Below are 19,472 nucleotides of genomic sequence, written 5' to 3' on the forward strand. Positions count from 1 at the left end.
CGGCCTTTCGTGCACTGCGCAATGACACCGGTTTACCAGAGCCGCTAGAATGCCCTCATGCGGGCTGCCGCGTGTCCCTGCTTGCCCCGGAGATCCCCATGTCCCTGTACTGCAAGACCCACTACGCCACCCATCCCGACGCCATCAAGGGCGCCAGCAACGACCAGTTGCGCGAGCTGTACCTGCTCGATGGCCTGTTCGTCGCCGATGCGGTCACGCTGAAGTACACCCACTACGAGCGCTTCGTGCTCGGCGGTGCCGCGCCGGTCAACAACCCGGTGGCACTGCCGCAGCAGACCGAACCGGCCTCCGCCGCCGGCCATCCGTTCCTGGAGCGCCGCGAGCTGGGCGTGATCAACGTCGGCGCCGGCAGCGGCACGGTCACCGTCGACGGCACCGCCTACGCGCTGGGACCGAAGGACGGGCTGTACGTGGCGATGGGCAGCAGCGAGGTCAGCTTCGCCTCCGACGACGCGGCCAACCCGGCCCGGTTCTATCTGGCCTCGACCCCGGCGCATGCGCGCTTCGAGACCAAGCAACTGTCGATCAAGGACGCGGTGGCGCTGGACCGCGGCGCGCTGGAGACCAGCAACGAGCGCACCATCTACCAGTACATCGTGCCGGCCACCTGCCAGTCCTCGCAGCTGCTGCTGGGCCTGACCGTGCTCAAGCCGGGCAGCGTGTGGAACACCATGCCGCCGCATCTGCACGATCGTCGCAGCGAGGTCTATTTCTACTTCGACCTGGGCGCCAACGACCGCGTCTATCACTTCATGGGCGAGCCCGACGCGCAGCGCCACATCGTGATCCAGAACGACGAGGCGGTGGTCTCGCCGCCGTGGTCGATCCACATGGGCGCCGGGACCAGCAACTACGCCTTCATCTGGGCGATGGGCGGCGAAAACCTGGACTACACCGACATGCACGTGCTGGACATCTGCCAGCTCAAGTAAGCGCCGCGTGCGCCACCTGCGCCGCCGCCCGCCACCGTATCCGCATCACTCTAGGAGCACCCGCAATGACGAATCCGTTCAGTCTCGAAGGCAAGGTCGCACTGGTCACCGGCGCCAATACCGGCCTCGGCCAGGGCATCGCGCTGGCGCTGGCGCAGGCCGGCGCCGACATCGCCGCCGCCGGCATCCAGGCGCCCACCGAGACCGAGGAAAAGGTCAAGGCGCTGGGCCGACGCTTCGTCGCGATCGAGGCCAACCTGATCAGCATCGAGCCGGTGCAGCGCGTGCTCGACGAGACCCTGGCCGGCCTCGGCCGCCTCGACATCCTGGTTAACAACGCCGGCCTGATCCGCCGCGCCGACGCGGTGGATTTCAGCGAGCAGGACTGGGACGACGTGATGAACGTCAACATCAAGTCTGCGTTCTTCATGTCGCAGGCCGCCGGCCGCCACTTCATCGCCCAGGGCAGCGGCAAGATCATCAACATCGCCTCGATGCTGTCGTTCCAGGGCGGCATCCGCGTGCCCTCGTACACCGCCAGCAAGTCCGGCATCGCCGGCATCACCCGCCTGCTGGCCAACGAGTGGGGCGCCAAGGGGTTGAACATCAACGCCATCGCGCCCGGCTACATGGCTACGGACAACACCGCGCAGCTGCGTGCCGACGCCGCGCGCAACCAGTCGATCCTGGAGCGCATCCCGGCCGGGCGCTGGGGCGTGCCGGAAGACCTGGGCGGCACCGCGGTGTTCCTGGCCAGCAGCGCCTCGGACTACGTCAACGGCACCGTCATCCCGGTCGACGGCGGCTGGCTGGCGCGCTGAGCCAAGCACGCGTGCGGCCGCAGCCAGCGCTTCTCCCTTCCCCCTCCGGGGGAAGGTGCCCGCAGGGCGGATGAGGGTCGGCACCACACGCGCCACATCGATCACACGCAACATCTTCCCCCGCAATCGGAGACACCCATGAAAATCGCACTGATGAATGAGTTCAGCCAGGCCGGCAAGAACCCGGTAATCCTGCAGCAGCTCACCGACGTGGCCGGCGAACAGGGCCACAGCGTGTTCAACGTCGGCATGGACGGCGACAACGACCACCGCCTGACCTACATCCACCTGGGCATCGTCGCCAGCCTGCTGCTGAATTCCAAGGCGGTCGATTTCGTCGTCGCCGGCTGCGGCACCGGCCAGGGCGCGATGATGTCGCTCAACGCCTACCCGGGCGTGTTCTGCGGCTACTGCATCGAGCCGACCGACGCCTACCTGTTCGCCCAGGTCAACAATGGCAACGCGCTGGCGCTGGCCTTCGCCAAGGGCTACGGCTGGGGCGCGGAAATCAACGTGCGCTACATCTTCGAGAAGGCCTTCAGCGGCGAGCGCGGCATGGGCTATCCGGCCGAGCGCCGCGAATCGCAGCAGGCCAACGCCGGCATCCTGGCGCAGGTCAAGCAGGCCACCGGCAAGTCCTACCTGGACGGCCTGCGCGCGCTGGATCCGGAACTGGTCAAGCAGGCGGTCGGCGGCGAGCGTTTCCAGCAGTGCTTCTTCGACAATGCGCAGGATGCGGAGATCCGCGCCTTCGTCGCCGGCGTGCTGGGCAAGCCGGAAGCCGCAGCGGCCTGACCCGCATGACGCCCCTCTCCCGCGGGAGAGGGGTTGGGGTGAGAGTCGAACGGTTCGACCAACCCGCACCGCGCTTGCCTAACGCCTCGCCACACCCGCGGTGACAGCGGCGGCGGCGCAAAGCGCAGACACCGCGCACCGGAGCCCGCCATGCGCCTGTTCTTGTCCGTCTTGCTGTCGCTCTGCGCAGGGATCGCCTGTGCAGAGCCGCAGCGCGTATTCATCGCCGGCGATTCCACCGCGGCCGACTACGGCCCCGAGCGCGCGCCGCAGGCCGGTTGGGGCCAGGCCTTGCAGAGCTATCTGGATCCGGCCGCCTGGCAGGTGCGCAACCACGCCAAGGGTGGGCGCAGCGCGCGCAGCTTCATCGTCGAGGGCCGCCTCGACGCGATCGCCAAGGACCTGCGTCGCGGCGACGTGCTGCTGATCCAGTTCGGGCACAACGACGCCAAGGTCGAAGACCCCAACCGCTACGACGATCCGCAGCATGCTTATCCGCAGTATCTATCGCGCTACGTGACGCTGGCCCGCGACAAGGGCGCCACGCCGATCCTGCTCACGCCCGCCGCGCGGCTGCTGTACGACTTCGGTTCGCTGCTCGACACCCACGGGCTGTACACCCAGGCGGTGAAACAGCTGGCTACGCGCGAGCAGGTCGCGCTGATCGACCTCAACGCCAGTTCCACCCGCTGGATCCGCGCGCTGGGCGAGCAGGGCGCCAAGCCGTACTTCATGTTCGTGCCCGAGCAGAACAAGGCCGACGGCACCCACTTCAGCACCGCCGGCGCCACCGCCGTGGCTTGCCTGGTGCTGCGCGACTGGGTGGCGTCGACGCCCGAGCTGAAGCCGGCCTTGAAGCGCGACATCGACTGCGACGTAAGTCAGCCCGCAGGGCGGGGCAGCGAGCCGGCCAAGCCCTCGCGCGTGGTCCACGAGCGCGATATCGGCATCAGTCAGCCCGGCCCGCACGGCGGCGCCGGGCCGACCACCGCGTATCCCTTCTTCGCCGACGACAAGGACCTGCCCTTCGTGCTGCGCAAGCGCGTGCTGCACAAGGGCGCGGGCATCGGCCTGCACCCGCAGCACAAGGACGAGATCTATTACATCGTCAGCGGGCAGGGCAGCTACGTGCTGGATGGCAAGCAGTACGACGTGGCGGCAGGCGATGCGCTTCTGACCCGGGTGGGCAGCCTGCATGCGCTGCAGCAGCGGGGGGAGCAGGATCTAGTGGTGCTGCTGGCGTATCCGCGGTGAAGCCAGCCGGGCAGGGCCCCGGTCTACCGGCGCCAACTTTCAAAAGCGGTGGGAGATTTTGAAGTTTAATGAAGTAAACTTCAAAAATCTTTGCCGCTTTTGAAGGATGGAACGCTAAACTTCAGAAGCGTAGAGTGCTTTTGAAGTTTAGGGCGGAGGGTTCCATGCGACGAGAAGACATAGCGGTTCCACTGCGCCAGTACCTGGTGCCGGTCGAAGGTCGCCCGAACCTGATGGCCATGACAGCCCCGCCAACGCCGCGCAGGCTGCCCGCTGGGCAGTCGGGCAACCGCGAACTGTTCGCTGGCGCCAACGCGGCGCTGGCCCGGCTGGAACAGGCAATGCGCCACTGGCCTGCCCCGGATTTGGTCACCCGTACCTTGGCGCGACGCGAAGCCGTGCAGAGCTCCCAGATAGAAGGGACCCAGACCGATCTGGACCAGTTGCTGGTGTATGAAGCTACCCTTGGCCTCGACGGCCTGCCCGCCGACGTGGTGGTCACCGAGCGTTACGTACAGGCGCTGCAGGACGGCCTTGAAACGGTCAGGGAGCGGGGTAGGTCCGCCATCGACCTTGCGCTGGTCAACCACCTGCACGCAGTGCTGATGCAGGACACGCCCAAGCATTTCCCAAAGGGCAGCTATCGTCAGGAACAGGCCGTTATCGGCCCGTTGGGAGGACGCCCTGAAGACGCACGCTTCGTTCCTTCGCCGCCGGATCGGATCGGCGAGGCGATGCAGGAACTGGAACGGCAGATGCTGCAATACCAGGCGGCGGAAGACGAACAGTTCGAACTGAACATCCTTGCCCAGCTCGCCATCACGCACGCCCAGTTCGAAACCATCCATCCATACAAGGATGGCAATGGACGCACCGGTCGGCTGCTGATGCCGCTGATACTGGCGGCAGAAGGATATCCACCGCTGTACCTGTCTGGCGCATTGCTCCGAAGCAAGGACACCTACTACGAAGCGCTCAACCAGGTGCAGATCAAAGGCAACTGGGTACCGTGGATGGATATGGTCTCCAAGGCCGTGGTGGAGTCGGCGAACGATGCGATCGCCATCGCCGAGGACATGCAGCAGCTTGTAGCAGAGTGGTCGGTGAAGGTAAGCCGCTATCGCGGCGATTCTGTCGCGCGTCGACTTCCCGCGCTGCTGGTCGGCCATCCGGTGGTCACGGCGTCGCAGGTTGCTTCGCTGCTGGATGTGTCTGACCGGTCAGCGCTTACCGGCATCTATGCGCTCGAGGAGGCCGGAATCCTGTCGAAGGGCAACGAGAAGAAGTGGGGCAGGACGTACCACGCCCACGCCGTCCTCAAGCGACTCAACCAGCCACCAGCGCGCGTGGCTACGCGGCCGCGTTGAAAGCAGCCGGGCAGGGCCCGGCTCTACGGTTAAACGTCGCCGCCTTCCGCCCAGCCTTCGCCGGTGCCCTTCTGGTACACGCGGTCGCCTTCCTGAACCTCGCCGGCCGGCAGGTGCTCCTGGGTTTCCAGCGCCACATAGATCGGAGTGAAGTCCGGCGCGGTCGCCTGCATCAACTGTTCGAAGCTGTCGATGACGAAGTAGGTCTTCTGGAAGGTGTCGATGCGGTAGCGGGTGCGCATGATCCGCGCCAGGTCGAAGCCGATGCGATTGGGCGCGGCCGATTCCAGCGCGTACAGCGACTCTCCCTTGGACGAGACGATGCCGGCACCGAAGATGCGCAGGCCGTCGGCGCTGGCGATCAACCCGAACTCCACCGTGTACCAGTACAGGCGGGTGAGGTTCTGCAGCGCGTCCGGGCCGATGCCGTGCGCCTTCACCCCGCCGCGGCCATAGGCCTGCATGTAGTCGGCGAACAGCGGATTCATCAGCAGCGGCACGTGGCCGAACAGGTCGTGGAACAGGTCCGGCTCGGCGATGTAGTCGATCTGTTCGGGGCGGCGGATCCACCAGGTCACCGGGAAGCGGCGGTTGGCCAGGTGATCGAAGAAATCCAGTTCCGGCAGCAGGCCTTCGACCCCGACCAGGGTCCAGCCGGTGGCGGCGCCCAGCACCTCGTTGAGCTGCTCGAAGCGCGGGATGGCCTGCGGACTCATGCCCATCGCGTCCTGCGCCTGCAGGAATTCGTCGCAGGCGCGGCCGACCAGCAATTCGCGCTGACGCTGGTACAGCGTGCCCCAGGTGGCATGGTCGTCGGCGCTGTAGCTGTCCCATGGCTGCGCGACCACGGCCGTGGTGTAGACCGGCACATAGCCCTTGTCGGTCTGCTGGTGTTCGACGCGGCGCGGTGCGGTGTCCATGGGCGGCGGCTCCGGTGGGGATACCGACGATGCTAGGCGACAAGCCACGCAATGAGTTTGCGAAGTTGCGCGATTCCAGTTCCTAGGCGCAAGATTGTTGCAGCGAATACATGTTGCAGAGCAATAAATGACCGAATCGGCCCTGTTCGACCGCACCGACCTGCGCCTGCTGGCGCTGCTGCAACGGCAGGGACGGGCCAGCAACGCCGAACTGGCCGCGCAGGTGAACCTGTCGCCGTCGGCCTGCCTGCGCCGGGTGCAGCGGCTGGAGGCCGACGGCGTGGTCGCCGGCTACGCCGCACGGCTGGTGCCTGGCGCGATCGGTCTGGGTCTGCAGGCGTTCGTGCGCGTGCAGCTGGAAAAGCACGGGCAAACCGGCATCGCCCATTTCGCCGACAGCGTGCAGGGCTGGGACGAGGTCGTCGCCTGCCACGCGCTGACCGGCGACATGGACTACCTGCTGCACGTCTACGTGCGCGACCTGACCCATTTCTCCGCGTTCCTGCTGGACAAGCTGCTCAACGCCGCCGGCGTGGCCGATGTCAATTCCAGCTTCGTGCTGCGTACGGTCAAGGACTTCACCGGGTTGCCGCTGCCGCGCGGCTGAAAGGGCGCGCGTCGAGCCGCCACACTATCGCGGCCGGGCAATTGCGACTTCGATGACATGCTCTGCGACCGCTCGGGCACAGCAGCGGCGCCACGGTCGCTGTCACTGCCGTGCAGATCGCCTACGTGCCTATCGCCTCAATGCGAATGGCCGGCTCATCGCGTAGTGGCGCGACGTTGACCGTACGCAATGCGCCGGATGGAAAGTTCGGGCCACTGTGGACTGCCAGAACCACAGCGAAGCGCGCTTCGCCAGCCTGACGCCACGTTGGTGATATCGAAATCGATGCAGGCGTGGCCCATGCGGCTCCAGGGCGTATGCGCGACCTATAATTGTGTCCCGCGCATCACCGGAGGATGCAGATGAGACGTGCCCCATGCCGCGCCCATTGGCTGTTGTTGGCCATCGGGCTGCCATTGGCCGGCTGCGCCAACCCGGCCGACAAACCGTCGCGCACCACCACCAACGAACAGGGATGTGTCATGAAGCATCACGATGGCCCGCAGGATCCATTCAAGACGCCGCCGCCGCTGATGGACACGTGCCTGGGCCCGTACACGTTGCGGATCCCGGCCAACTATTTCGGCGACCAGATGGGGCCGAACTTCGACGGCAGCTTCGGCCTGTACCTGGAATATCCGACGCTGGAGCCGTTCGCGCCTGGCGAGCGCAGTCATCTGAGCCTGGATGTGGCAACGCGCACGGTCAACATCGGCTACCACTATATGGACCGGGTGGATGTTCATGCGTCCTTGCGAAGCCAGTACACGCCGGATCCGGGTCAGCAAGACAATCCAGCCGAGCGCCTGGAAACCCGCATCCAGGGGGAAGTGACGTATGGCTTGACGCCATACTATGCGGACCTGCCCAAGATCTTTGCGTATTACAGGGCCAAGGGATACCGCGAATCCTTAGCTGTGATGCAGCCCAAAGGACATGACGATTGGTACGTGAGACGGGACCAACGCGGCGACATCCAGACGGTCATCAAATGCACATCGCGTGAAGTGACGCAGACGGGGGTGGAATATCGCGATGGAACGCTGGTGCGAAGCGATGAAGACGCACTTCCCAAGTGCGATCACTTTTTCACCATTCCGCAGTTGAAGGTCTTGGTGCATATCAACTATGTGCGCGTTGCATTGGCCGATTGGAGCAAGATCGAGGATAGGGCGCGAAGCGCACTCGTTCAGTTCGGGGCTCCAAAGACCCTGGCCGATGAGGCAGGAGCACCCCGATAAGGAGATGTGGAAATGGCTGGACTCGACCAAAAAGACATCGACATCCTCCGGCACTATGCAGACGAGGAAAATCGAGAGCTCTACTGGAACTATCTAGCGCGCAAGCAGGGTAACGATGGTTATGGCCTGCTCGCGCTTGGTGTCGTACGCAATGACAACGCACCAGGTGCAACCGCGAATATGTTCGCCGATAGCCAGGCACGACGCGACGGCGTGCGCATGAGCGAACGCGAGTGGAACAGCTTCGGCGTTGACTTGATGAAGCATGATCTCGAGCGACGCGAGTTTTATCAGAACACGGCGCATCGCCCCGACCTTGCGCTCAATCTTCCAGTCAGGGACGTCGAGGACGTTCACGATGCCACGTTCCAGGAAAGAAAAATCAACCCCGACGCCTGGACCCCGCGCCAGCTGCTCGATGCCGCGCGCCGCCACGGCGGCGAAGCCGAGGCGGAGAAGGTCTGGTCGATGATGCTCGACAACTCCGCGCTTGGAGTGAACCGGGCCAGCGAAACCATGGCGGACGTTGGCAAGTACGACGATGCGCAACTCAATGCGCTTTCCTATACGTGGCGGATGACGGTCGCACGCATCGGAGCGAGCCATACGCTGCCCATCATCGACCCGGACCGGATTGGTGCGCCGAATTTTTCCTACATGTACGACCAACAGACGCGCGGCTGGAACACGTGGGTCAGCGATGGTGAGCAGACCGTGGTGCAGCCAGTGCGCGACCCGCAGCAACTCCGCGAACTCGACGACACGCGCGCGCTACGCCTGGAGCGCCAGCAGCTGCGGCAGCAGTTCCATCCCGACGATCCTTACCGGCAGCAACCGGTCATGCGCAGCCCGCAGACATTGGCCGAGGCCGATCCCGCGCGGCCGGCAAATGCCGAGCTGCTGGCCGCGGGTGCCACCGATCCCACCCGGCCGGACCATCCACGCCACGCCTTGCATCAGCAATGCGTCGCCGGCACGCACGCGCTGGACCAGCAACTCGGGCGCAGCCCCGACGCGGACAGCGCCTGCATGGCCGCCAGCCTGACCGATCTGGCCGCGCGCAGCGGCCTGGAGCGGGTGGACCATGTTCGGTTGAGCGAGCGCGGGCGCAACGTGCAGGCAGGCGAACTGGTGTTCGTGGTGCAGGGCGACCCGAAGGATCCGGCGCACCTGCGTGCGCAGATGCCGATCGAAGAGGCGGTGCGCACGCCGGCCACGCAGTCGTTCGAGCGACTGGCCGAGTTCGATCGGCAGCAGGTGCTCGCACAAACGCAGCAGGCAACCATGCAGCAGGATGTGCAGCAGCAGGATGCACAGCGCCAGAGCACGGCGGCAATCCGGATCTGAGCGAAGCGGCGGGAGAGGGGCTATGGACGCCCGGCTATTCCTTCTCCCATCGGGAGAAGGTGGCCCGCAGGGCCGGATGAGGGTACGGGCGCAGCCTCGCGCACCCAACTCCGCGAGACGCTTCGCGCCGTACCCTCACCCCAACCCCTCTCCCGGTGGGAGAGGGGCTATGCACAGCTCGGCTGTTCCTTCTCTCCTCGGGAGAAGGTGCCCCGCAGGGGCGGATGAGGGTACGGGCGCAGCCTCGCGCACCCAACTCCGCGAGTCGCTTCGCGCCGTACCCTCACCCCAACCCCTCTCCAGGTGGGAGAGGGGCTATGGGCGCTCGGCTATTCCTTCTCCCAGCGGGAGAAGGTGCCCCGAAGGGGCGGATGAGGGTCTGGGCGCAGCCTCGCGCACCCAACTCCGCGAGACGCTGCGCGCCGTACCCTCACCCCAACCAGGGGCTATGCACAGCTCGGCTGTTAATCCTCCTGATGCGCCGCGCTAGCTCAGTCCTGCTTCTTGCACGGATCGTCGCGGCCGATCAGGCGGCCCAGGCGCGAGCGCGGTTCGCATGGCGCGGGTGCCGGCTGCGACGCCTTGGCTGCAGCGGCCGCGGCCGCCGCGCGCTGTTGCTGCAGCTGCGCCAGCTTGGCCTTGATCTGCGGCATCGCCGCCAGCGCGGCCTTCTCGCCTTCCAGGATGGCGGCGTTGCGCTGGGCGAAATCGGCGGCGCCGATGTCGTTGACCCTGGGCCGGATCACGATGTCCGCGCGCGCCAGCTCCTGCTGGCCCAGGCGCTGGCCCATGATCGCGATCGACTGATTGACGATGCCGAGCATGCCGGCCGGGTTCTTGCCGCTGGCCTTGCTGGAGATGTCCACCGCGACCACGAAGTCGGCGCCGAGCTGGCGCGCCGCGTCCACCGGCACCGGGCTGACCACGCCGCCGTCCACGTAATGGAACTTGCCGATGGTCACCGGTTCGAACACGCCGGGAATGCTGCTGGAGGCGCGCACCGCCTGGCCGGCGTTGCCGCGCACGAACACGGTGCGCTCGCCGTCTTCCAGGCGCGTGGACACCGCGGCGAAGGGCTTGCCGAGCTTCTCGATCGGGCGGTTCTTGAGCTGGGCGTTGACGTAGTCCTGCAGCGCCTGGCCCTGCACCAGACCGCCGGAGAACAGGCGCATGTCGCGGATGCTGGTCTCGTCCAGCGCCACCGCGGCCTGCTGCATCTGGAACGCGTCCATGCCGCTGGCGTACAGCGCGCCGACCACACTGCCGGCACTGGTGCCGGACACCACCACCGGCTCCAGTCCGTTGGCCTGCAGCATCTTGATCACGCCGATATGGGCGAAGCCCTTGGCCGCGCCGCCGCCCAGGGCGATGCCGATGCGCAGCGGCTTGGCCGCGGCGGTCGGTGCCGGCCCCACCACCACCGGGGCCGGCGTCGCCGGCTTGGGCTCGCCGCCGCACGCAGCGAGCAAGCCGAACAGGGACAGGGACAGGAGCAGGCGCGGGGAACGGAAGGCGGTCATGGATGCGGCGTCGAGGAAGGAGAGGGCGGAGCCGGCGCGAGCATACCGGGATCGGCCTGCACCGCCCACGACCGGAGGTCATGCCGGCTGGCGCACGCGGCGCCGAACGAACGCGCCGCCGGCTACCAGCGCAGCAGGCGCGGGCCGAGGGCGGCGCCGAGCGCGGTCGGCAGCGCCATCCCCAGCACGTACCACAGCGCCCAGAACGGGACCGCCATCTCCGGGCAATGCAGGCAATAGGCCGTGGTCGCCAGGGCGCCGCCGAGCAGTCCGCCGGCTGCGCCGGCCGCGCGCAGGCGGGTCGGCGCCAGTCCGCGCAAGGCCCAGAACACGCTGGCGAAGGTCGGAATCGACAGCAGCGCGATGTTGAACGGGCAACTGTGCCAACTCTGGCCCTGCAGCAACGGCAGGCGCAGTTCCGCCGGCGCCGCCCACAGCGCGGCGATGGCCGCGATCCACAACGTGACGACCGGGACGCCGATCGCGATGGCGGCGGCGCCGACCCGCCGCCCCGGCGTGGCCAGGCGCCAGGTCGCCAGGCCGGCACCGGCGGCCATGCAGGTGGCGAAGCCCAGCTTCGCCCAGAACGCCGGATGCGCAGCGGCGACCGTCAGGTCCGGGCGGAGACCGAAGACGGCTGCCGCCAACAGCAGCGCACCCAGCAGCCCGCATGGCAGCGCCAACGCGAATCGCCGAGCAGAAGCATGCCGGTCCACGCGCAAAGGTTCCTGCGCCAGCAGCGCAATCAATTCATTGGTCTTCATGTCGTACTCCTGATCTTCAGCGCCAGCGCCTTGAGTCCGCGATGCACGCCGACCTTGACCGCGGATTCGGACATGCCGGTCAGCCGGGCGGTCTCGCTGACCGACAGGCCCTGCAGCTTCACGTGCACGATCGGCAGGCGGTGCCGGTCCGGCAATTGCTGCAGCAGCCGGCCGATCTCATGGCGGGCGTGCGCCGGCGCGTCGTCGGCATGCGCGAACAGATCGTCCGCGGCGTCCAGCGGCAGTTGCAGCGGACGCTTGCGCGCGTGCGCCCGGTAGAAGTCCAGCAGCTTGTAGCGGGCGACCGCATACACCCACGCGGTCAGCGGTTCGCTGCGGCGATAGGTGTGGCGGCTGTTGTGGATGGCCAGCAGGGTCTCTTGCAAGATGTCCTCCACATCATCGGGCGCGTGGTTCAGGCGGCGGCGCAGGAAAGCGCGCAAGTGGGCGCTGAGTTCGTCCAGGAACGTGCGGTAGTCGCGCGCGTCGCCCTCCAGGCCGGCCACGAACAACAGGCGCAGACGCACTTCCACCGCCTGCAGCGCGTCCAGCCGGCTCATCGCGCCACGCGGCCGGCGGCCTGGGACGGGACGCGGCGGGAACGGCGGATCGGCATGCAGCGTTCTCCAAGGCGGCCTGGCGCACGCCGGACAGGCAGGATACGACGGCATTGACCTTGCCGCTGGAGTCGCACCGGGCATCTGCGCGCCGGTACCGCCGCCACGCTGGCCGCGCCTGGCGCCGCACCCGGCCGTGCCAGGCGTGCCAGGCACGCGCCCACCGCCGCGACGCATGGCGCCGCGGGCGCAGGCCATGCGGCCACGGCCGCCACCGGTGTCTGGCTGTTCACTGTCGCTTCTTGTCTCTGGTCATGACCGCGGTAGTTCGTCGCATGCGCGGTGGCGGTTACAGCCGCCGGCCGAATATTTTTTCCACGCGTGGGCGGCCGGCTGTAACCGCTGCGGCGTTCGCCGCGAATGCAGGAGGAACCCGGCCGCAGCGTGCGCCCGGCCCGTCCATTCCCTTTTCCGCAGGAGCATTCCCATGAACGTACGCAACGCCGCCGCGGCAACCCTGACCCTGGCCGCCCTCGTCGCCGGAGCCGCGATGGCGCAGGGCGCCGATCGCGCTGCGCAGCCCAAGCCGATGGAGAAGTGCTACGGCATCGCCAAGGCCGGCCAGAACGATTGCAAGGCCGGGGCGGGCACCAGTTGCGCGGGCACGTCGAAGCGCGACTACCAAGGCAATGCCTGGAAGAACGTGCCGGCCGGCACCTGCGTCGGCATCAAGACGCCGAAGGGTCATGGCACGCTGAGCCCGGTCGGCGCCTGAGCGCGGCGCCGCGGCCATGCAGCTCGGCGCCGGCATCGGCCTGAAGCCGCAACACTACGCGCAGGCGCTGGACTGTCCTGCGCCGGGGTTGTGGTTCGAGGTGCATCCGGAGAACTACCTGGTCCAGGGCGGGCCGCGGCTGGCCTGGCTCGAGGCGATCGCCGCGCGCCACCCGCTGTCGCTGCACGGCGTGTCGCTGTCGCTGGCGGCCGATGCCGATCCGGACGCGCAGCACCTGCGCCGCCTGGCCGCGCTCGCCGAGCGGGTCCAGCCGTGGCAGGTGTCCGAGCACCTGGCCTGGTCGGTCTGGCGCGGCCGTTACCATCCGGACCTGTTGCCGGTACCGCGCAGCGCCGCGGCGCTGGCCCGCGTGGTGAGCAATGTCCAGCGGGCGCAGGAGGCGCTCGGCCGCACCCTGGCGATCGAGAACCCTAGCCATTATCTGGAGCTGCCCGGGCACACCTGGAGCGAACCGGATTTCCTGGCCGAACTGGTGCGGCGCAGCGGTTGCCGGCTATTGCTGGACATCAACAATGTCCATGTCAGCGCGCACAACCTGGGGTTCGATGCCTATGCCTACCTGCATGCCTTCCCCGCCGATGCGGTGGTGGAAGTGCATGTGGCCGGCCATGCCCAGGATGCGGCGGACGCGCGGACGCTGCTAATCGATTCGCACGATGCGCCGGTGAATGACGCCGTCTGGGACCTGTACGCGCATTTCCTGGACATCGCCGGGCCGCGGCCGACCTTGATCGAGCGCGATGGCGACGTGCCCGCATTCGATGCGCTGCTGCTGGAGCGCGATCGCGCGCAGCGACTGCTGGAGCGGGCCGCGACGCGGCGGCGGTGGGCGGCATGAGCGCGTTGGCGCAGTTCCAGGACGGGTTCGCGCGCGCGCTGTACGGCGATGGCGATGCTGGCGGGCTGGCGGCGCAACCGGGATTCCGCATCTACCGCAACACCGTGCTGCGCGCCTGCATCGATGCGTTGCAGGCGAATTTTCCGAGCGTGGAGCGGCTGGTGGGAGCGGCATGGTTCGAGCAGGCGGCGCGTACCTATGCCCAGCGCTGCCCACCCAACGATGTGCACCTGCTGCACTACGGCGGCGACTTCGATGCGTTTCTCGCCGCGCTTCCCGAGGCCGGGCAGTTGCCTTATCTGCCGGGTGTGGCGCAACTGGATCGCAGCTGGCGCGAGGCGCATGTCGCGGCCGATGCCGCCGTCCTCGATCCGCAGGCCGTGGCCGCCTTGCCTGGCGAACAACTGGCGGCCGCGCGCCTGACCGTGCATCCGAGCGCGCGCTGGCATTGGTTCGAGGCGTTGCCGGTGTACTCGATCTGGTGCGCGCAGCGCGATGTGGCGCCGGTGCCCGAGCTTGCGTGGCGCGGCGAAGGCGCACTGCTGCTGCGGCATGGCGGCCAGGTGCATCGGCATGCGCTGGGCCTGGGCGGTTGCGTGCTGCTGCAGGCCTGTCGCGGTGGCGCCACGCTGCAGGCCGCGGCAGAGCAGGCGCAGCAGGCCGAGCCCACGCTGGCGCTGGCCGATACCTTCGCGGCGCTGCTGGATGCCGGCGCGTTTTCTTCCCTCGACCTCTCTTCCATGCAAGGCATTCCATGACGTCTCTTCTCGCTTCCGCGGACCCGCGTGCCGCGTGGAATCGTCTCGCCACCGCGGTGTCGCAGCGGGTCGGCCATTCGGCGCTGGCACTGCTGTTCCGGCTGTCGATCGCCGCGATCTTCTTCCTGTCCGGGCGCACCAAGGTCAGCGGCGTGCTGACCATCACCGACAGCACCTACGCGCTGTTCCGCGAGGACTACCGCGTGCCGCTGCTTGCGCCGGAACTGGCCGCGCACCTGGCCGCCTATGCGGAGCACCTGTTCCCGTTGCTGCTGGTGTTGGGCCTGTGCACGCGGCTGTCGGCGCTGGCGTTGCTGGGCATGACCGCGGTGATCGAGATCTTCGTCTATCCCGATGCCTGGCCCACGCACCTGAGCTGGGCCGCGCTGCTGGCGTACCTGATCGTCCGCGGTGCCGGCCGCGTATCGCTGGACCGGCTGCTGCGCATCGCATGATCGTCGCATCGCGCTGTAACCGCGGCGACGCTTGCGCCGAAGTACCTGCTGCCAATTCGGCATCCGTCCATCACCGAGGAACGTCCATGATCGCTACCCGTACCGTCACCGGTTTCGCCGCCACCGCCGCCCTGCTTGCCGTCGCCGCGGCCAGCGTTCCGGCTACCGCCAGCGCCGCCGCCAAGGGCGATGCCAAGCTTGTCGCCTGCTATGGCATCAACAGCTGCAAGGGCCAGTCCGATTGCAAATCCGGCAGCCACGAGTGCAAGGGCCAGAACGCGTGCAAGGGCCAGGGCTTCAAGGATGTGACGGTGAAGCAGTGCAAGTCGGCCGGCGGCTCGCTGACCGCGCCCGCCGCCTGAGGCGACACCTCTGTTCCGGCCGGCGCCGTGCGCCCCGGCCGGGACGACCAACGAGACCTTGCCAGATGGACACGATCGCGCCTTTCCACGGCTTCGGATTGGGCCTGCGCCCGCCGCACTATCCGCTGTACCTCGAGGAGCCGCCCGCGCTGGATTTCGTCGAGGCGATCTCGGAAAACTTCATGGTTGCCGGCGGCCGGCCGCTGCATGTGCTGGACCGGGTGCGCGAGCGCTACCCGGTGGCGCTGCACGGCGTGTCGATGTCGCTGGGCTCGGCCGATGGGCTCGATCGCGACTATCTGCTGCGGCTCAAACATCTCACGCGGCGCGTGCGCCCGCTGTGGGTTTCCGACCATCTGAGCTGGAGCGCGGTCGCAGGATTCAATTCGCACGATCTGCTGCCGCTGCCCTACGACGGCGAAGCGCTGGACGTCGTTTGCGCCAACATCGCCCACGCCCAGGACGTGCTGGAGCGGCCATTGCTGCTCGAGAATCCGTCCACCTATCTGGCCTTCGCAGGCGCCATGAGCGAAGCGGCGTTCCTGCGCGAGGTGTGCGCACGCACCGGCTGCTATCTGCTGCTCGACGTCAACAACGTCTACGTCAGCGCCGTCAACCATGGTGCCGATCCGCAGGCCTATCTGGACGCGCTGCCGTGGGACCGGATACGCCAGGTGCACCTGGCCGGGCATAGCCAGGGCCGCGAACTGTTGATCGATACCCACGACCAACCCGTCTGCGATCCGGTGTGGGCGCTGTACGCGACGGTGTGCCGGCGTATCGGCGCGATGGCGACCATGATCGAGCGCGACGACCGGATCCCGCCGCTGTCCGAGTTGCTGGACGAGCTGCAGATCGCCCGGCGCATCGCCGCCAACGCGGCACGTGCGGCACGCGCGGCCGCATGAGCCTGCTCGACCTGCAGCGCCGCTTCTCGGGTTGGCTGCGCGACCCCGCGGCCGATGCGGATGCCTGCCTGGATGCGCATCAGCGCCCGGGCCTGCGCGTGTATCGGCATGCCTACCGCGCGCAGCTCGGCGACGCGTTGCGCGATACCTACGCCACCACCCTGGCCTGGCTGGGCGATGCCGCGTTCGACGCGGCCGCGGCCGGCTACGTGGCGCGGCATCCTCCTTCTGCCTGGAACCTTGGCGCCTACGGCGACCGCTTCGGTGCCTACCTGCGCGTATGCCATCCCGAGCGTCCGGAGCTCGCCGACCTGGCCTGGCTCGACCTGGCCCTGCGCCGCGCCTTCGATGGGACGGATGCGGCGCCGGTGACGCTGGCGGCACTGGCCGGCGTTGACTGGGAGCAGGCGCGCCTGCGCTTCGTGCCGACCCTGCGCCGCCGCCGCATGCGCAGCAACGCCGCTGCGATCTGGCTGGCACTGTCGGAGAGGCGTGCGCCGCCCGCGGCGGTACGCCTGCCCGAGGCGGTGACGATCCGGGTCTGGCGCAAGGGCTTGTCGCCCTATTTCCAGAGCATGTCGCCGCTGGAGGCGCGCATGCTGCGCGATGGCCTGGCCGGGTTGCGCTTCGGTGCGTTGTGCCGACATGCGCCTGACGACGATCCGGCGCTGGTCGGGCGGGTGCTGGAACAGTGGTTGCGCGACGAAGTGCTGGAGGCGGTCGCGCCAGGGTGAGCGGTGCACGCAGGCGCCGCTCACCCCGCAACTCAGAAGTTGTTGTCGCCGTCCAGCATCCGGCCCAGGCCGCCGAGCACCGAGCCTTCGCCGCGGTTCTGCCCGCCGCCCTGCGGCGCGGCGGCGAACATGCGTCCGGCCAGGCGCGAGAACGGCAGCGACTGCAGCCACACCTTGCCCGGGCCGGTCAGCGTGGCCAGGAACATGCCTTCGCCGCCGAAGAACATGCTCTTGATGCCGCTGACCGGGCGCACGTCCATGTCCACCGTGGAATGGAACGCGACCACGCAGCCGGTGTCCACGTCCAGGCGCTCGCCAGCGGCCAGTTCGCGCTCGACCACGCAGCCGCCGGCATGCACGAACACCCAGCCGTCGCCTTCCAGCTTCTGCATGATGAAGCCCTCGCCGCCGAACAGGCCGGTCATGATCTTGCGCTGGAAGTGGATGCCCAGCGACACGCCGCGCGCGCCGGCCAGGAAGCTGTCCTTCTGGCAGATCAGGCGGCCGCCGTGCTGGTCCAGCTTCATCGCCAGCACCGTGCCGGGATACGGCGCGGCGAAGGCGACCTTGGCCTTGCCCTGGCCCTGGTGGGTGAACACGGTGGTGAACAGGCTCTCGCCGGTGACCAGGCGCTTGCCGGCCGAGAACAGCTTGCCCATCAGCCCGCCGCCCTGGCTGTTGGAGCCATCGCCGAACACGGTGTCCATCTGCACCACGGCGTCCTTGAACATCAGCGCGCCGGCCTCGGCGACGGCGCTCTCGCCCGGATCCAGCTCGATCTCCACGAACTGCATCTCGTGGCCGACGATGCGGAAGTCGATGTCGTCGGCGCGACCGCTGCCGCCGGGCGGGGGTGGCAGATCCGGTGGCAGGCTGGCCGCGCTCGCGCCGCGCAGGTCGTCGACCTGGTCGGCCGGCTTCCAGCCGCTCTGGCCCTGGCGCCAGGCCATGGCGGTGGGGTTGGTGCGGGCGAAGGCGATGGCGTCGGCGTCGTCGAACGGACCGGAGCGGGTCTGCTCGCTGCCGGTCAGGAAATACCACTGGGTCATGGCTGCAGGTCCTTGGCGGAAATCTGCGGCGAGTCTAGCCCGCCGTCCCGGTCGGTTCGCATCTGCCCAAAGGCATGGGTGGGATGTTCGCCGAATGGAGCAACGTCAATCACGACGAAACGAAGCGGCGCTATCCCGGATCGAAAAGCGTCGCGGCTGAAGCCGCTCCTACAAAAGAGAGCGCGCCTGGATCGGCGCAAGCGGCACGCATGCTGGGCTTCAGCCGCGACCGCTCGATCAATCACCGCAGCGCCCTACAGCGCACTCTCCGGCCGCACCTGCAGGGTCGCGGCTTCCGCGGCGCAGTCCTGGGCCGGCGTCAGGCCCTGCGCGCGCGCGGTGGCGATCTCCTTGCGCGCGCCCTCCAGATCGGCGCGGAACGCCGGGTCGGCATGCAGGCGGGCCACCGTCGCCGCGCCCATGAAACGACCGGCTAGCACGTCGCTCTGCCAGTGCACGTTGCACACCAGCCGGCTTTCGCCGTAGTTGCGGCCGCGGGCGATCAAGGTGTCGGCGCGATCGGGCGCGAGCTCGCCGAGGATCAGCGCCCAGGCCCAGCCGATGGCGCTGTGCCCGGAGGGATAGGCGCCACTGTGGCGCAGCCCGTCCTCGTCGTCCGGGGTGCAGACCGGCTGCTGGTTGAGCATGAACGGCCGCGGCCGCCGGTAGTGGTTCTTGGCCGCCTTGGTGGCGGCGCTGGCGTCGATGCGGCTGCGTTCCAGCAAGGTGTACAGGTGCGGGGTGCGCTGCGCATCGATGGACACGCCCAGCGCGCAGGCGAACTGGTCGGCGCCGGCCGGGAAGCTCAGATCGGCGTCGCGCGCGGCCTGTTGCCAGCGCGCACTGCCGCGCAGCGCCAGCGCCTCGCGGTTCACCGCCTGGTCCAGCGCCTGCCCGGGCGAGCCCTCGGCCGGCGGTGCCGGCACCAGCTGCAGGCTGGCCGGAATCGCGGCGGGAGCGAGGTAGCCGACCGCCTTGCCCGGCTCGGCCGCGGCCATCGCCTGGTCCGGTGCCGCCGGCGCACGCGCGGGCGACGTGCTGCAGCCGGCGAGCGCGAGCGCCAGCAGGGCGGCAGAACGGGAACGGAAGGCAGGGGACGCGGGCATGCGATCTGGGGCGGGCGGCGAGGGATCGGCCAGTGTACGGCCGGTGCCGTGGCGCGGCAGGCTGCGATGGCGCGGGTCGGAGGGTGGAGCGGTACTGCCTGCAGCAGTCAGGCCGATGCGTACAGCGTGCGCGTGAGGCGGTGTTGGACCGGGGACGGCAGCAATCATGCCGAGCGGGCGGCGAACTTGTGAAGCGACTTCAGGGCACCTCTAATAACCTCGATTCCGAGAATTGCACGCTAGGCACATCAATCACTTGCGAACGCTTAGGCCGAGCTCTTTGGGGTCATTAGAGGTGCCCTTCAGTCGCGACGGGCCTT

At 68.1% G+C, this 19,472-nt stretch carries 21 protein-coding genes; 15 read left to right on the forward strand and 6 right to left on the reverse strand.

Annotated features, from left to right (window positions below):
* Nucleotides 1-98 precede the first annotated feature (98 nt).
* The 5 genes from kduI (at nt 99) to HEP75_RS00485 (ending at nt 5,190) form a co-directional block, all read left to right on the forward strand.
* Nucleotides 99-953 (forward strand): 5-dehydro-4-deoxy-D-glucuronate isomerase, encoded by an 855-nt coding sequence (gene kduI / locus HEP75_RS00465; RefSeq protein ID WP_185825045.1) that lies wholly within the window; start codon nt 99-101, stop codon nt 951-953.
* Nucleotides 954-1,018: 65 nt separating this feature from the next.
* Entirely contained in the window at nt 1,019-1,774 is a 756-nt protein-coding gene (gene kduD / locus HEP75_RS00470; RefSeq protein ID WP_179570402.1) for a 2-dehydro-3-deoxy-D-gluconate 5-dehydrogenase KduD, read from the forward strand.
* 138 nt (nt 1,775-1,912) lie between these two features.
* Nucleotides 1,913-2,569, forward strand: coding sequence for an RpiB/LacA/LacB family sugar-phosphate isomerase (locus tag HEP75_RS00475; protein WP_185814712.1), 657 nt, complete (start codon nt 1,913-1,915; stop codon nt 2,567-2,569).
* 150 nt (nt 2,570-2,719) lie between these two features.
* The gene (locus HEP75_RS00480) at nt 2,720-3,823 is read left to right on the forward strand and encodes a GDSL-type esterase/lipase family protein (RefSeq protein WP_185821709.1); all 1,104 of its coding nucleotides are present in this window, start codon (nt 2,720-2,722) and stop codon (nt 3,821-3,823) included.
* A gap of 164 nt (nt 3,824-3,987) precedes the next feature.
* Complete coding sequence (locus HEP75_RS00485) at nt 3,988-5,190, forward strand: Fic/DOC family N-terminal domain-containing protein (protein ID WP_185825046.1); 1,203 nt, start codon at nt 3,988-3,990, stop codon at nt 5,188-5,190.
* A 29-nt stretch (nt 5,191-5,219) separates the two neighbouring features.
* On the opposite strand, the gene phhA is transcribed toward HEP75_RS00485, so the two are convergent.
* Nucleotides 5,220-6,110, reverse strand: a complete 891-nt coding sequence (gene phhA, locus HEP75_RS00490) for a phenylalanine 4-monooxygenase (protein ID WP_185825047.1) — start codon at nt 6,108-6,110, stop codon at nt 5,220-5,222.
* Nucleotides 6,111-6,237: 127 nt separating this feature from the next.
* On the opposite strand from phhA, the gene HEP75_RS00495 reads away from it, so the two are divergent.
* The 3 genes from HEP75_RS00495 (at nt 6,238) to HEP75_RS00505 (ending at nt 9,305) form a co-directional block, all read left to right on the forward strand.
* Nucleotides 6,238-6,717, forward strand: coding sequence for an Lrp/AsnC family transcriptional regulator (locus HEP75_RS00495; protein WP_185821712.1), 480 nt, complete (start codon nt 6,238-6,240; stop codon nt 6,715-6,717).
* Nucleotides 6,718-7,079: 362 nt separating this feature from the next.
* A complete protein-coding gene (locus HEP75_RS00500) occupies nt 7,080-7,958 on the forward strand; it encodes a hypothetical protein (protein WP_185825048.1) in 879 nt (292 codons plus the stop codon).
* 12 nt (nt 7,959-7,970) lie between these two features.
* Nucleotides 7,971-9,305, forward strand: a complete 1,335-nt coding sequence (locus HEP75_RS00505) for an XVIPCD domain-containing protein (RefSeq protein WP_255423948.1) — start codon at nt 7,971-7,973, stop codon at nt 9,303-9,305.
* Nucleotides 9,306-9,796: 491 nt separating this feature from the next.
* Here HEP75_RS00505 and HEP75_RS00510 read toward each other — a convergent pair whose 3' ends face one another.
* The 3 genes from HEP75_RS00510 to HEP75_RS00520 all read right to left on the reverse strand — a co-directional run bounded on the left by HEP75_RS00510 (nt 9,797) and on the right by HEP75_RS00520 (nt 12,149).
* Nucleotides 9,797-10,825: a patatin-like phospholipase family protein gene (locus HEP75_RS00510; RefSeq protein WP_185825049.1), complete on the reverse strand. Its 1,029-nt coding sequence runs from the start codon at nt 10,823-10,825 to the stop codon at nt 9,797-9,799.
* Between the two features lie 122 nt (nt 10,826-10,947).
* The gene (locus HEP75_RS00515) at nt 10,948-11,589 is read right to left on the reverse strand and encodes a DUF1109 domain-containing protein (RefSeq protein ID WP_185825050.1); all 642 of its coding nucleotides are present in this window, start codon (nt 11,587-11,589) and stop codon (nt 10,948-10,950) included.
* Entirely contained in the window at nt 11,586-12,149 is a 564-nt protein-coding gene (locus HEP75_RS00520) for a sigma-70 family RNA polymerase sigma factor (protein WP_185821716.1), read from the reverse strand. Before HEP75_RS00520 ends, HEP75_RS00515 begins: the two co-directional genes overlap by 4 nt.
* 484 nt (nt 12,150-12,633) lie before the next feature.
* On the opposite strand from HEP75_RS00520, the gene HEP75_RS00525 reads away from it, so the two are divergent.
* The 7 genes from HEP75_RS00525 to HEP75_RS00555 all read left to right on the forward strand — a co-directional run bounded on the left by HEP75_RS00525 (nt 12,634) and on the right by HEP75_RS00555 (nt 16,997).
* A complete protein-coding gene (locus tag HEP75_RS00525) occupies nt 12,634-12,921 on the forward strand; it encodes a DUF2282 domain-containing protein (RefSeq protein ID WP_185821717.1) in 288 nt (95 codons plus the stop codon).
* A 16-nt stretch (nt 12,922-12,937) separates the two neighbouring features.
* Entirely contained in the window at nt 12,938-13,780 is an 843-nt protein-coding gene (locus tag HEP75_RS00530; protein ID WP_185825051.1) for a DUF692 domain-containing protein, read from the forward strand.
* On the forward strand, nt 13,777-14,538 hold the full coding sequence (locus HEP75_RS00535) for a DNA-binding domain-containing protein (protein WP_185825052.1): 762 nt from the start codon (nt 13,777-13,779) through the stop codon (nt 14,536-14,538). Before HEP75_RS00530 ends, HEP75_RS00535 begins: the two co-directional genes overlap by 4 nt.
* A complete protein-coding gene (locus tag HEP75_RS00540; RefSeq protein ID WP_185825053.1) occupies nt 14,535-14,993 on the forward strand; it encodes a DoxX family protein in 459 nt (152 codons plus the stop codon). Before HEP75_RS00535 ends, HEP75_RS00540 begins: the two co-directional genes overlap by 4 nt.
* A gap of 86 nt (nt 14,994-15,079) precedes the next feature.
* A complete protein-coding gene (locus HEP75_RS00545; RefSeq protein WP_185814725.1) occupies nt 15,080-15,355 on the forward strand; it encodes a hypothetical protein in 276 nt (91 codons plus the stop codon).
* A gap of 65 nt (nt 15,356-15,420) precedes the next feature.
* Entirely contained in the window at nt 15,421-16,263 is an 843-nt protein-coding gene (locus HEP75_RS00550) for a DUF692 domain-containing protein (RefSeq protein WP_185825054.1), read from the forward strand.
* Nucleotides 16,260-16,997, forward strand: a complete 738-nt coding sequence (locus tag HEP75_RS00555) for a putative DNA-binding domain-containing protein (protein ID WP_185825055.1) — start codon at nt 16,260-16,262, stop codon at nt 16,995-16,997. Before HEP75_RS00550 ends, HEP75_RS00555 begins: the two co-directional genes overlap by 4 nt.
* 32 nt (nt 16,998-17,029) lie before the next feature.
* Here the strand turns inward: HEP75_RS00555 and HEP75_RS00560 are convergent, their stop codons facing one another.
* Nucleotides 17,030-18,046 (reverse strand): TIGR00266 family protein, encoded by a 1,017-nt coding sequence (locus tag HEP75_RS00560; RefSeq protein WP_185825056.1) that lies wholly within the window; start codon nt 18,044-18,046, stop codon nt 17,030-17,032.
* Nucleotides 18,047-18,300: 254 nt separating this feature from the next.
* Complete coding sequence (locus tag HEP75_RS00565; protein ID WP_185825057.1) at nt 18,301-19,152, reverse strand: phosphatase PAP2 family protein; 852 nt, start codon at nt 19,150-19,152, stop codon at nt 18,301-18,303.
* Nucleotides 19,153-19,472: the final 320 nt, after the last annotated feature.

This window comes from Xanthomonas sp. SI, from assembly GCF_014236855.1.
GTDB lineage: Bacteria > Pseudomonadota > Gammaproteobacteria > Xanthomonadales > Xanthomonadaceae > Xanthomonas_A.

Excerpts from the sequence above, each read along its gene's own strand:
- kduI (WP_185825045.1), top strand. The coding sequence starts at position 99 with ATGTCCCTGTACTGCAAGACCCACTACGCCACCCATCCCGACGCCATC.
- kduD (WP_179570402.1), top strand. The coding sequence starts at position 1,019 with ATGACGAATCCGTTCAGTCTCGAAGGCAAGGTCGCACTGGTCACCGGC.
- HEP75_RS00475 (WP_185814712.1), top strand. The coding sequence starts at position 1,913 with ATGAAAATCGCACTGATGAATGAGTTCAGCCAGGCCGGCAAGAACCCG.
- HEP75_RS00480 (WP_185821709.1), top strand. The coding sequence starts at position 2,720 with ATGCGCCTGTTCTTGTCCGTCTTGCTGTCGCTCTGCGCAGGGATCGCC.
- HEP75_RS00485 (WP_185825046.1), top strand. The coding sequence starts at position 3,988 with ATGCGACGAGAAGACATAGCGGTTCCACTGCGCCAGTACCTGGTGCCG.
- phhA (WP_185825047.1), bottom strand. The coding sequence starts at position 6,110 with ATGGACACCGCACCGCGCCGCGTCGAACACCAGCAGACCGACAAGGGC.
- HEP75_RS00495 (WP_185821712.1), top strand. The coding sequence starts at position 6,238 with ATGACCGAATCGGCCCTGTTCGACCGCACCGACCTGCGCCTGCTGGCG.
- HEP75_RS00500 (WP_185825048.1), top strand. The coding sequence starts at position 7,080 with ATGAGACGTGCCCCATGCCGCGCCCATTGGCTGTTGTTGGCCATCGGG.
- HEP75_RS00505 (WP_255423948.1), top strand. The coding sequence starts at position 7,971 with ATGGCTGGACTCGACCAAAAAGACATCGACATCCTCCGGCACTATGCA.
- HEP75_RS00510 (WP_185825049.1), bottom strand. The coding sequence starts at position 10,825 with ATGACCGCCTTCCGTTCCCCGCGCCTGCTCCTGTCCCTGTCCCTGTTC.
- HEP75_RS00515 (WP_185825050.1), bottom strand. The coding sequence starts at position 11,589 with ATGAAGACCAATGAATTGATTGCGCTGCTGGCGCAGGAACCTTTGCGC.
- HEP75_RS00520 (WP_185821716.1), bottom strand. The coding sequence starts at position 12,149 with ATGAGCCGGCTGGACGCGCTGCAGGCGGTGGAAGTGCGTCTGCGCCTG.
- HEP75_RS00525 (WP_185821717.1), top strand. The coding sequence starts at position 12,634 with ATGAACGTACGCAACGCCGCCGCGGCAACCCTGACCCTGGCCGCCCTC.
- HEP75_RS00530 (WP_185825051.1), top strand. The coding sequence starts at position 12,938 with ATGCAGCTCGGCGCCGGCATCGGCCTGAAGCCGCAACACTACGCGCAG.
- HEP75_RS00535 (WP_185825052.1), top strand. The coding sequence starts at position 13,777 with ATGAGCGCGTTGGCGCAGTTCCAGGACGGGTTCGCGCGCGCGCTGTAC.
- HEP75_RS00540 (WP_185825053.1), top strand. The coding sequence starts at position 14,535 with ATGACGTCTCTTCTCGCTTCCGCGGACCCGCGTGCCGCGTGGAATCGT.
- HEP75_RS00545 (WP_185814725.1), top strand. The coding sequence starts at position 15,080 with ATGATCGCTACCCGTACCGTCACCGGTTTCGCCGCCACCGCCGCCCTG.
- HEP75_RS00550 (WP_185825054.1), top strand. The coding sequence starts at position 15,421 with ATGGACACGATCGCGCCTTTCCACGGCTTCGGATTGGGCCTGCGCCCG.
- HEP75_RS00555 (WP_185825055.1), top strand. The coding sequence starts at position 16,260 with ATGAGCCTGCTCGACCTGCAGCGCCGCTTCTCGGGTTGGCTGCGCGAC.
- HEP75_RS00560 (WP_185825056.1), bottom strand. The coding sequence starts at position 18,046 with ATGACCCAGTGGTATTTCCTGACCGGCAGCGAGCAGACCCGCTCCGGT.
- HEP75_RS00565 (WP_185825057.1), bottom strand. The coding sequence starts at position 19,152 with ATGCCCGCGTCCCCTGCCTTCCGTTCCCGTTCTGCCGCCCTGCTGGCG.